Annotated in this window: 8 protein-coding genes and 1 tRNA gene; 5 read left to right on the top strand and 4 right to left on the bottom strand. The window is 72.6% G+C overall.

The genetic code is table 11. The features are described 5' to 3' along the window. Positions 1-271 precede the first annotated feature (271 nt). Both Q0A33_RS05740 and galU read right to left on the bottom strand, forming a co-directional pair. Positions 272-871, bottom strand: a complete 600-nt coding sequence (locus Q0A33_RS05740; RefSeq protein WP_291794337.1) for a GNAT family protein — start codon at positions 869-871, stop codon at positions 272-274. A 27-nt stretch (positions 872-898) separates the two neighbouring features. Then, positions 899-1810: a UTP--glucose-1-phosphate uridylyltransferase GalU gene (gene galU, locus Q0A33_RS05735; RefSeq protein WP_291794335.1), complete on the bottom strand. Its 912-nt coding sequence runs from the start codon at positions 1808-1810 to the stop codon at positions 899-901. A gap of 130 nt (positions 1811-1940) precedes the next feature. Between galU and Q0A33_RS05730 the strand changes: the two genes are divergently transcribed. From Q0A33_RS05730 to mscL, 4 genes are all read left to right on the top strand, one after another. Then, positions 1941-2636: a 5-formyltetrahydrofolate cyclo-ligase gene (locus tag Q0A33_RS05730; protein WP_291794333.1), complete on the top strand. Its 696-nt coding sequence runs from the start codon at positions 1941-1943 to the stop codon at positions 2634-2636. 84 nt (positions 2637-2720) lie between these two features. Then, entirely contained in the window at positions 2721-3068 is a 348-nt protein-coding gene (locus tag Q0A33_RS05725; protein ID WP_291794331.1) for an FmdB family zinc ribbon protein, read from the top strand. Positions 3069-3240: 172 nt separating this feature from the next. Further along, a complete protein-coding gene (locus Q0A33_RS05720; RefSeq protein WP_291794330.1) occupies positions 3241-4002 on the top strand; it encodes an SAF domain-containing protein in 762 nt (253 codons plus the stop codon). Between the two features lie 195 nt (positions 4003-4197). Further along, positions 4198-4650 (top strand): large conductance mechanosensitive channel protein MscL, encoded by a 453-nt coding sequence (gene mscL / locus Q0A33_RS05715; RefSeq protein WP_291794327.1) that lies wholly within the window; start codon positions 4198-4200, stop codon positions 4648-4650. A gap of 482 nt (positions 4651-5132) precedes the next feature. Here mscL and Q0A33_RS05710 read toward each other — a convergent pair whose 3' ends face one another. Both Q0A33_RS05710 and Q0A33_RS05705 read right to left on the bottom strand, forming a co-directional pair. Then, the gene (locus Q0A33_RS05710) at positions 5133-10112 is read right to left on the bottom strand and encodes a DUF4011 domain-containing protein (protein WP_291794325.1); all 4980 of its coding nucleotides are present in this window, start codon (positions 10110-10112) and stop codon (positions 5133-5135) included. 385 nt (positions 10113-10497) lie between these two features. Next, a tRNA-Arg gene (locus tag Q0A33_RS05705) sits at positions 10498-10570 on the bottom strand. Positions 10571-10723: 153 nt separating this feature from the next. Between Q0A33_RS05705 and Q0A33_RS05700 the strand changes: the two genes are divergently transcribed. Beyond that, positions 10724-11586 (top strand): choline/carnitine O-acyltransferase (locus Q0A33_RS05700; RefSeq protein WP_291794323.1); only part of this gene is annotated, 863 nt, incomplete at its 3' end.

The following is an 11586-nucleotide window of genomic DNA, read 5'->3' as shown; positions in this document are numbered from 1 at the left end:
CGTCTGCGCCGCGCGCATCCGGGGACGCGGGGGGCCTCGACGGGCTGGGCACGGGCGCGCTCGTCTTCAGCGGGGTCCGGTTCTGCGACCTCGGCGCCGCGGCGGAGGACGGAGGGCACGATGAAGACGAACAGCGCGGCTGCGACGATGGCGATGGCGATGCTCGTATCCACGCTCCAACTGTAGGTTCGCTCACGGGCTCCGGAACGCATCAGGCACGGTGTGTCTCCACCTCTCGGGAAGTTGTGAGGGAATTGAACACCGTCTCAAGTCAGTGCTCAGCCTCTTCCGCGTCCTCCCACCTGCGCTGACGCAGGTACCAGGCGAGGAGTCCGAAGGGGACGTCCTCGCTCAGCAGGCTGAAGACGAGGTGGTCGCGCCAGTCGCCGTCGATGTGCATGTAGCGCTCCCGGAGCCCTTCCCGGCGGAAGCCCAGCTTCTCGACCACCCGGAGGCTGGCGGCGTTCTCCGGGCGGATGGCGATCTCCATCCGGTGCAGTCCGTGCGCAAAGCAGTGGTCCACGGCCAGCGCCACCGCCAGGGGCACGTGCCCGCGGCCGGCCTCGCGCCGGTCGATCCAGTAGCCCAGGTGCGCTGAGGCCAGCGAACCCCATTCGAAGCCGGACACCGTCAGCTGCCCCCGGAAGCGCCCGCCGATGTCGATGGCGAACGGCAGGGAGCGCCCCTGTCTCGCCGAGGCCTGGGACAGCCGGCGCATCTCCGCGAAGTCCGGGCGCGACCACAGGGGATCCGGGACCGTGGCCTCCCAGGGCCGCAGCCACTGGACGTTGGCCGCACGGACCTCCTTGTACGCCCTGCGGTCCCCGCGCACGTGCGGCCGCAGCAGCACCTCCCCGTGGGAGAGCTCCACGGGCCAGAGGGGAGAGGAGCCCACCCGTCAGTCGTCGAGGTCCGCGACGAAGCCGCGGAGCCAGGCGCGGAGGTCCGCGCCCAGGTCCTCGCGCCGGCTCGCCAGCTCCACGACGGCCTGGATGTAGCTGAGCTTGTCACCGGTGTCGAACCTGCCGCCGGAGAACACCACGCCGTACACGCCGTTGGACTCCGGGTCCGCCGCGAGGGACTTGAGCGCGTCCGTCAGCTGGATCTCGTTGCCGCGGCCGGGCTCCGTGCGGTGCAGCGCCGGGAAGATCTCCGGCGCCAGCACGTAGCGGCCGATGATCGCGAGGTTGGAGGGGGCGTCCTCCTGAGCGGGCTTCTCCACGAGGTCCGTCACCTTCACGACGCCGTCCGAGTCCGTGGGCTCCACGGCCGCGCAGCCGTAGAGGCTCACCTGGTCCTCCGGGACCTCCATGCGCGCGACGACGCATCCGCCGGTGCGCTGCTGGACCTCCACCATCTCCGGGAGGATGGGCGTGCGCTCGTCGATGAGGTCGTCGCCCAGGAGGACGGCGAACGGCTCGCTGCCCACGTGGAGCTCGCCCTTGAGGACGGCGTGGCCCAGGCCGAGCGGATCGCCCTGGCGGACGAAGTGGATGTCCGCGAGTTCGGAGGACTGCTGCACGAGCTCCAGCTTGCGGTCGTCGCCCTTGGCCTGCAGCGCGGATTCGAGGCCGTCGACCCTGTCGAAGTGGTCTTCGAGCGGCCGCTTGTTGCGCCCGGTGACCATGAGGACGTCGGTGAGACCGGCCTGCACCGCCTCCTCCACGACGTACTGGAGGGCCGGCTTGTCCACGACCGGCAGCATCTCCTTGGGCATGGCCTTCGTGGCGGGCAGGAACCGCGTTCCGAGTCCGGCGACCGGGATGACCGCTTTGCTCACTGTGGCTGAGGAGGGGGCTTGGTTCGACATGGGCACAGCATAGTCCCGCACCTCTGCGAATGCGCTGACCGATGCGGGCCGGTGCGGGGACCCGCGGAATATGCGACAGGGCCGGTGCAGAGCGCGCCACGGCACGCGGCACTGGCCTATCCTCGGGAGGATGAGCGAATCCCCCGAGCAGCGCCGCCGCGAGGAGCACGAGGAACGCGAGGAGAAGACCGCGCTGAGAGCGGAGATCCGTGCCGCGCGGCGGGCACAGGCAGGCCAGGACCAGGGTTCGAGTGCGCACACGCAGCTGTGCATGCACGCCGCCGGGCTCGTCTCGCAGGTGCGGCCCGCCGCTGTCATCGGCTACGCGGCCCTGCCCGGCGAGCCCAGCATCGACGCGTTCCTCGAATCCCTCGCGCCGCAGACTCCCGCATTCCTCCCCGCCACCCGGCGCGGAGAGCCCCTCCGCCTCGGCAGGCTCACCGGGAAGGTGGCGGAGCTCCCCGCCCGCATCTGGGGCATCCGGGAGCCGGAGGACACGGACACCGTCGCCGAGGCGCTGGCCCGGGTCCCGGGACCGGCTGACCTGCTCGTGCTGGTCCCGGGACTCGCCTACGACGGCAGCGGCGTGCGCCTCGGCAACGGGGGCGGGTTCTACGACCGCACCTTCGGACCGCTGGGGGAGCTCGCCGGGCTCGCCCGGGCCGGGGACCCCGCCGCGGCCGCGGTGCGTGAGAGGCTGCGCTTCGTGGGCGTGTGCTGGGAGCGGGAGCGGGTCGATTCGCTGCCGTGCGAGGACTGGGATCTCACGGTGTCCGCCGTGCTCACGGAGAACGGCGTGAGGCCGGTGCAGGAAGCCGGTGCGTGAGGCCGGTGCGTGAGCAGGGCGGGAAGCGGGGACGGGAGCGGAGTATGATTCTTCCGGTCTCTGATTGGAAGGTCACAGGAAGACATGCCCACATACGCATACCGCTGCAAGAACTGCGACTACGCCTTCGACATCCACCAGGCGTTCACCGACGACGCCCTGCGCGTCTGCCCGGAGTGCGGTGAGGAGAAGCTGCGCAAGGTGTTCGGAACGGTCGGCGTGACGTTCAAGGGCTCCGGCTTCTACGCGACGGACTCCCGGTCCGCCTCCTCCGCCTCCGCCCCCGCGTCGTCCGGATCCTCCTCCGGTGCGGGGTCCGCGGACTCCGGCTCCGCGAGTTCCGGGGCCTCCGGCACGGGGTCGGGTGCCTCCAGCGCAGGGTCCGAGGGCTCCTCCTCGAGCTCGAGCAAGCCCGCCGCCGCGGCGTCCTGAGCCGTCCGCCCGGCAGCGGCGGGCTCGCTCACAGACGCTGACCACCGCAGGTCACACACCGCATCCCGCAGCACCTCGACATGAGGTCACAGACGGTCACTCAGAGGGCGCCGGCATCCACAGGATCCGGCGCCCTCTGGTGTTCCACGTGCAACGGCGCCACGGTTCTCGTATGCATGCTCTCCGCCGCATCCCACAGCTCCTCCGCCGCCCGCTGGCGCGTCTGCCGCCGCGCCGGACCGGAGCGGTCCTCCTCTGCCTCGCCGCGGCCGCAGCGGCATGGGCGCTCGTCCCCCGCACCGCGGGCCACGGTGTGCTCGTGGCCGCGCACGATCTGACTCCCGGCCAGGTGCTCGCGCGCGGCGATCTCCGCATGGCCGACTATCCCGCGGAGCTGATCCCCCAGGACGCCCTCTCCTCCCCGGCCGAGGCCGTCGACGCCGTGGTGGCAGGCGGACACTCCGCCGGCACTCCCCTGACCTCCGCCTCCGTGCTCGCTCCGGAGGCCGCCGCTCGTCCGGAGGGGACGCTGCTCGTTCCCGTGGTGTTCGGCGACGGGCAGGCGGCCGCGACGATCCGGCCCGGGCACCGGCTGCGCGTCTACGCCGCCGTGGACCCCCTCATGGACACGGGTCCGCCCGGCGGCGGAGGGGCGGACGGGAGTGGTTCCGGTCCGGACGGGCCGGAGCAGACGGACACGCGCGCGGACGAAGGGGCCGACGGCGGCGTCCTGCCGGGAGTGGGCGGCCCGCTCTCCGCGGGCGGAGCGGCCTCGGGCGCGCTCGTCGACGATGCGGCGGTGGCCGCGGTGCAGGCGCAGGGCGGCGGCCTGGGGCAGGGCGCCATGGTCGTCACGCTGGCGGTGACGGAGCGCGATGCCGCCGCTCTCGCACGCGCATCCGGCTCCCACCTGAGCTTCGCGCTGCTGAACTGAGCCGTGCGCCGGTGCCCGGGCATGTCATCGCGCGTCCCGCTTCCCTTCCTCACCGGGCTCCGGCCGTGTAATCTGTCCGCGCACACGCCACTGCGCAACGGACGTTCCCGCACGGGGTCGCCCGCACCCGCGAATCCGGGCGCGTGCGCTTCCCGTCTCACATCAGCGCCGGGCCCCGGCCGCGAAAGGACTGCAATGCTCAAGGGCTTCAGGGACTTCATCCTCCGAGGCAACGTCATCGAGCTGGCGACCGCCGTCATCATCGGCGCCGCGTTCACCGCCATCGTCACCGCCGTCTCGGACAAGCTCATCAACCCGATCATCGCGTCCTTCGGCAGCACGGATGTGGAAGGGCTGGGGTTCCAGCTGCGTGAGGGCAACCCGGCCACGTTCGTGGACTTCGGCGCGATCATCACCGCGGTGATCAACTTCCTCATCGTCGCGGCCGTGGTCTACTTCCTCATCATCATGCCGATGAACAAGGTCAACGAGCTGCGCAAGCGCGGTGCCCCGGAGGAAGAGGTGCCTCCCACCTCGGAGGAGCTGCTCGCGGAGATCCGCGACCTGCTCGCCACCGCACAGCAGCGCCAGGTGCCGGACGCGCGCATCGAGGGGACGGACCAGGGCGGGAGCACTCCCAGCCACTGAGACCTCTCGGACATGACGAAGGCTCGACGTCTGCTGACGTCGAGCCTTCGTCATTCTCCGCCGGGTCCGGCGTCCGATCGGGCGGCCTCAGGCGTCCGGGTCCCTGCGCGATCCGGTGTCCTGATCCTCACCGCATCCGGCGTCCGGGCCCTCGCCGTGTCAGGCGTGTGGATTCTCGCCGCGTCCGGCGTTCAGGTTCCCGTCCGGTCTGACCTCCGGATCCCCGCGGCGCTCCGCATGTTCGGGCTGCCCGGAGAAGCGGCGCGAAGTTTCGGGGCGGTACGAGGAGCTGTACGACGGCGGGCTGTGGTGCGGGGGCCGTTCCGCGAGGTATCGGGCCAGAGCCGGATCCCCTTCGCCGGCGCCCACGGACTCCTCCGGCTCAGCCCGATTCCCCAGGAGACGGCGATACTTCGCGATCGCTGCGCGGGCCTCCGGGCTCAGCGCGGAATGGTCCGGCGACGGGGTGCCGCCCATCCGCCTCAGTCCTCCGTCCGTGAACCGTCCGCGCCGGAGGCCCCGGGGTGCGCCTCCGCGGAGCCTCGCCCCTGCGACCCGTCCTCGGCCTCGGCCTCGGCGGACGCAACGCCCGCGCCCGGGGCCTCGAGCTGCGTCTCCGTGCCCTCGGTACGGCCCGCTGCGCCCGTGGTCTCAGATCGGTCGGTGCCTGCGGCGTCTGTCGTGCGTGCCGCACCCTCCGCGCTCTCCGCGTCGTCGGCCTCGGCCCCTGCGGCGGCACCAGTCGTACCCGAGGCACCAGTCGCACCAGTAGTACCCGTCACACCAGAGGCACCGGCGGACGCAGCCTCGCCGGCGCCCTCACCTGTGCGGGAGGCCGTGGGCGCAGTTTCGCCGGCCGAGGTCTCCCCCTGCACCCGGTCGTCCGAGGCAGTCGCCCGGTTCTCTCGTCCGAGGCTCCCGTCACCGCTCCCAGTCTCCCTGCTGCCGGCCTCGGCGTCCCGGTCAGCGGGGACCTGTGCCTTGGTCGCACGGTCCAGGGTCTCGTCCGAGAGCTCGTCCACGACCGGGCGCAGGCCAGCGTCGCGGAGCTCGGCATGCCGCAGGCTGTTCGTGTCGTAGGGCGGAAGCACGGAGTCCGCGGGCGGGCCCACGAGCTCACCGTTCTCGTCGCGGCGGAGCTCCTCGGAGCGGGTACGGCGGGAGGCACCGCGGCGGGAGGCACCAGCGGGGCCTGCCGCACCGGTCTCAGCAGCACTGCCGGAACGCCCGAGTCCGCGTCCGCCCGCGGCGTCCCCGTCCGCATCCTCGGCGCCCGCCTGCGTCGAGGAGGGAGAGCCGGCATCCGAGGCCGCACCCGTGCGAGGCTCGTCGGCACCCGTGCGCGGAGTCCCCTCGGCACGATGCGCACCGCCCTGCCCGGGCGCGCCTCCGCCGCCCTCGGAGGACTCCCGGGCCTCGGCGTCCGCCCGCTTGAGCTCCGCGACCTGCCTGCGGTAGGCGCGCACGGCGTTCTCCAGCGCGGATTCGGTGCGGCCCAGCCGGTTCTTCTGCGCCAGCGCGGCGCGCAGCTGCTCCTTGAGCTCGCCGTCGCCGCGGGCCACGCCGTCGGACTGGATCCACTCGAGCATCGCCACGAGCTGATCGTCGGTGTACATGTGCATGGGCAGGCCGGAGGCCACCCGCGGGCGGCTGCCCTGCCGGTCCACGACCACCGCGGCGGCGCGAGCGGCGTTGAGCAGCGCCTGCGGGGAGAGCTCCTCCACCGTCTCCCGCCACGCGTCGAAGAGGCGTCCGGCCTGCTGCTGCGGATCCACGAAGGCGTCCGTCGTCCACACCCGCACGGAGCGCCAGCCGCGCCGGGCCAGCTGCTCGGAGCGCAGACGCTCGCGCTGGCGGATGCTCTCCGTCGCGGCGTAGGCGGGGCCGTCCGTCTCCACGGCCACGACCATGCCGTGCAGATCGTCCGCGGAGTTCGCGATCGCGAGGTCGATGCCCTGATAGTCCAGGTGGGCCATGACGCCCTTGCGGCTCAGCCGTTCCGCGAGGTCCGCGACGATGGGATCGCCCAGCTCCTCGAACGGCTCCGTCGCCAGGCGGCTGGGGTCCGTCCTGCCGCCGTCGGCTGCGGCGTTGGTGCCGGTGACCGCGCCCGAGGCCCGAGCGGTGGGCTCTCCCCCGCTCGCCACCTCCGCGAGGATGTCCGGGAGCAGCGCGGCGCCGTCGCTGAGGCGGGCACGGTCGAAGTCCTCGGCCTCGAAGGCGGACACGAGGGTGAGCCTGCGCCGGGCGCGCGTGAGCGCCGCCGCGAGGTACCGCTCGCCGCCGGGCTTGGACAGCTCGCCGAAGCTGTGGATGACACGGCCCTGGCGGGTGCGGCCGTAGCCCAGCGAGAAGATCACCACGTCGCGGACCATGCCGTGCACCTGCTGCACGTCCGTGACGATGAACGGCTCCCGGCCGGGGTTCTCGAAGAACGAGGCGACGTAGGGGTACTGGCGGATGGCCTTCTGGATCGCCGTCGCCACCCGCTGCGCGTGCCACGGGGTGAGGGTGACGACGCCCAGCGACTGCCGCGCACGCGTGCGCGCGTGGCGGATCACGAGGTCCACCACCCGGTCCACCTCCACGTCGAGGCTCTCCACCTGTCCGGTGACGTTGTCCGGGGTGCCCAGCGCGTCCTGGACGTAGGCGAACTCCAGCCCCGTGCCCTCGCCGGTGAGCGCCGTGGGCACGGTGCGGATGGAGGAGTCGTAGAAGTGCCGGTTGGCGAGCTCCACCAGCTCCAGCGGAGACACGCGGTAGCTCGTGTGCAGGCGGTGGACCGGCAGGAACTCACTCAGCTCCGACAGCACGCTGCGCGGGCGCTCCTTGGGCGGGCTGAGGGGGCGCCGGTCCACGGCCACGCTGAAGTCGCGCGGCTCCAGCAACCGTTCGTCGCCCATCGCCACGACCTGCCGGGCGCGGGCCAGGGCGGGCAGCGCCTCCGCCGTGGTGAGGCGCCCCGCATCGGCGAGGATGACGGTGTCGAACCGCGGGCCCTCGGCGAAGAGTTCGGGCACGCGGAAGGGGCTCGCCGCCCAGACGGGAGCGAGCGTGCTCAGCACGTCCGGAGCCGCGGCGGAGAGCCGGCGCAGGTCCAGGTGCGGGCTCTTGAGTGCGGTGCGCAGCTCCTGCGCCTGGTCCCGGTGCTCTCCGATCGCCGCGCGCCACCGCTTCGAATGGCTGTAACGCAGACGGGAGGCGCCGGCGGCCACGTACTGCCGGTCCGCCAGCCGGTACTCCGCGGCGATCCGGCTGAGCACATCGCCGTCGTGCGCGCCGATCAGCGCATCTGCGCCCGCGAGATCCTGGAGCACGGTCGCCCAGTGCGCGAGGTCGAACTCCAGGCCCACGAGCTCGTGCGGCACCCGGCGGGCCCGCAGGTCGTCGAGCAGGTCGCCCAGCCCGGCGTCACGCAGCTCGTCGTCGAGGCGGGTGCGTTCGGGCAGATCCCGCAGGGAGGCGCGGTCCTCCGCGAGCGCCTCCAGCCGGGCCTCGAGCTCCTCGACGAGCATCTCCTCGAGCGCCCCGCCGTCCGGGGTGTCCTCGAGGTAGGGGCTCAGCGCTCCGAGCTCGGCGGACAGCGCGCGGTACTCCGCCACGGCCTCGGGCACACCGCGCGGCACCTTGGGGCGGATGTCCGCTCCCGCGAGCTCCCGCAGCTCCTGCCGCTGGGCGGAGGCCGCGAGGAGACCGGCGTGCAGATCCGGGGCCGAGGCGCCGGGCCGCAGGAACTCCTTCGCCGCCTTCTTCAGGCGGTTGCGCTCCAGCATGCCCATCTCGCGGCCCACCTGGGCGCGGTACTCCGCGGTGCCGGTCGCGGCGAGGAGGTCGGAGAGGCTGTGTTCGAACACCTCGGGGCTGAAGACGTCCAGGGTGGCGCGCATCTCCTGCAGGAGCTCCAGCGAGCGGCCCCAGGCGCCCACCGTCCGTTCGGGGTTGAGGCCGGACTTGCGGAGGACCGGCAGGGCGGCCTCGGAGAAGGCGGGGATGAGGGCGCGTGCCGCCTCCGCGAGCGAACGTGCGCGCTCCGCCTCGTCGTCGGATTCGAAGCGCGCGCCGAACCACACGGTGTCCGCGACGTCGAGGGTGAAGGCGCCCCTGTCGGAGAGGGTCAGGAGGGAGTCCCGCAGCTCGCTGCGCCGGGCGTCGTCGAGGTCGAGGAGCTCACGCGAGAAGCGCACGGAGGTGGACGGGCCCGGGCGCACGCTGGTGAGGGCGGCGAGCCGCTGCATCACCTCGTAGGCGGACACGCCCCAGGGCTCGCGGATGCGGTGCAGGGACTCGATGTGCTCGGTGAGAGCGGTGCGGTGTTCGCTCAGCGTCTCGACCAGGCCGGAGAGCTCCGGCTTGGGGGACCTCTCCGCGGAGGTGATGAGCGTGATGAGGCTGCGCCGCAGCTGCTCGCGGTCGCCGCGGCCGTCCACCGCGAAGTCCTCCAGGCCGGTCGAGGCCATGCGGCGGCGGAACTCATCGAGGTCCGCCGCGTCCTGCGCCACGTAGAGCACGCTGCGGCCGGTGTGGGAGAGCGTCGTCGCCAGAGCGGTCGCGAGCTGTGTGGCGCCCGTCCCCGGGGGCGTGTCCACGACGACGGACTCCCCCGCCATCGCCGCGTCCACGACAGCCTGCTGGTCGCCGTCCACGTCGATCGCGAGGAACTCCTCGTGCGGGGCGCGGTCCCTGAGCTCCCGCGGTGCCGGATCCGGCGCATCCCCGGACAGGCCGGCGCGGGCCTCGGCGTCCCCGGCCAGGGCGCGCAGCAGCGGGTGGGCCTCCGGCAGCTCCTCCGTGGAGTAGGGGTCGGCGATGTTGGCGAAGGTGGACACGACCAGGCGCTCGTTGACGAGCATGCCCGGCACGGACCGGGTGACGGCGCGCAGCCGGTCGTACGCCGGTGCCGGGTCGAAGCCGTGGCCCACACGTGTGGAATCCGCCCATTCGTCGACGTCGACGGTGACCTCGTGCTCGCGGTGCAGGTAGTCCACGAGAGCGGGATTGACGCGCACCTCGTCGTCGAGGCGGATCTCGTAGTCGTCGATGCTGGAGCCGCGCGGCACGAGTGTGACGTGGCGCAGCAGCACCGGAGCGCCGAACTCCTCCCGGCCCGTGGCACCCTCGCGGCTCCAGGAGGCGAAGCCGATCGCCAGATAGGCCGTGGCGATTCCCCGCTCCCGGCTCAGCTGATCCGCTTTGGACCGGATGGCCCGTGCCCGCCTGCGCGCGTCCGCGAGGTGCTCGGGGTCGCGGAGCAGACTGGAGAGCCGGGTCGCCCGCCCGGCCAGCAGCTGCGCGAGGCCGGAGGGATGGGCACCGGTGAGGTCGATCGAGCCGTCACGGGAGTCGCGGAAGTGCAGCATGGTGTCGCGACCGCCGATCCGGGCAGCCTGCGCCCGCCATGCGGCGAACGCCTCGCCGACGGCCTGAGCACCAGTCTGGGGAAGAGTGGAATCGGTATGTGACACGTGTTCGAGCCTAACCCGTGGAGTCCCGGACTCCCATACGGCGCACCGGACACCGCCCAGAAATGCGGGGCGGCGGGGGCCGTGGGCAGTTGGCGAAGGGCGCGACTGAGGTGCACGCATGCGGCCGGAGCATCTGCGCCCGGCCGGGAGCGCGCACAGCGGTGGGGTGCCAGACGACTACAGCCGCCCACTGGGTTCCCGTCTGCGAATCGGCCGCTTTGTGCACGGATCCCCCGGCGGATCCGCAGACGGGAAGGGATCCGTTGCCATTTCCCGTCTGTTTCGATTTTCGGATACCGACATATGCGGCTCGCCACGGCCGTGGACGAATTCGTCGCGTAAATGTCTCGCGGGCCGCGAGACTCAGTCTCGCGGCCCGGATCTGCGCCCCAGGCAGGATTCGAACCTGCGACACCCACTTTAGGAGAGTGGTGCTCTATCCCCTGAGCTACTGGGGCCGGCGACAGAAAGAGTGTAGCAGTGACCGTGCGGTCGCCGGCGCGCATCCACTCCCACACCCCGAAATGGGATGTGGCGGGAGAACGCGCCGGGATCCGGCAGAATGAGTGCACTCGCCGGCGAGGGTGCCGGCAGGAGAGGAATCCATCGCCATGCCGCAGCCACCTCTGCCCGTCCCCCGCCTCGAGGCGACGCTCGAGCGCATCATGCACTCGGTAACCGCCGTCTGCCCCCCGCTCGAACAGGAGCAGGCCAGGGCCGATGCCGCACGCTTCCTCTCAGGCCCGGGCCCCGCCCTGCAGTCCGCACTCGAACGCTTCGCGGACGAGGAGACCGCCGCCGGCCGCAACTGGCTGACGGAGCTGTGGCAGCACGCATATCTGGACGTGCGCGAACCGCTCTCCCTCACGACGAACGTCGCCTTCCAGCTCGCACTGCCCGCGCCCGCCCCTGAGGCCGTCGCCGCGCCGGAGACTGCATCCGAACCCGCACCCGAGGCCGAGGAAGGCACCTGCGCCGCCCCCGCCTCACACGTGCTCCACACCGCCCGCGTCCTCCGCAGCATCGCCACCGTGCATCTCACTCAGGCCCGGGGAGACACCGCTCCCGTGGTGGACGCCCGCGGGAGCGAGCTCTGCATGCGCCAGTGGGCCGCCTTCAACGGCGGCGTCCGCCATCCTGCGCCCGGCCGTGACCGGTTCCTGCCCTGTACGCTCGACGGTCGGCTGCGGGAGACCGGCGTGCTGAGAGACGGCCGCATGTTCGCAGTGACCGTGAGCGACGAGAACGGCCTCCCCCTCAGCGAGGAGGCCCTCGTCTCCCAGTTGCGGCAGGTTCTCGCCCACGCCCGGACGGAGCCGCGCCCCTCTGGAGAACTCGCCCAGTCCGATGGACCGCTCCCCCACACCGACGAGCTCCCCCACCCCGGTGACCTCCCGAAGGCCGCGGCCCGCCGTGCCGCCGGGCCCGGTTTCGCCGGGGCCACCCCCCGGGGCAGCGACCCGCTCCCCGCCCG

This window comes from Brevibacterium sp. (genome assembly GCF_022712115.1).
Lineage (GTDB): Bacteria > Actinomycetota > Actinomycetes > Actinomycetales > Brevibacteriaceae > Brevibacterium > Brevibacterium salitolerans.
The sequence above is the reverse complement of the archived record's forward strand: the minus strand, read 5'-3'. Positions and strand labels throughout refer to the sequence as shown.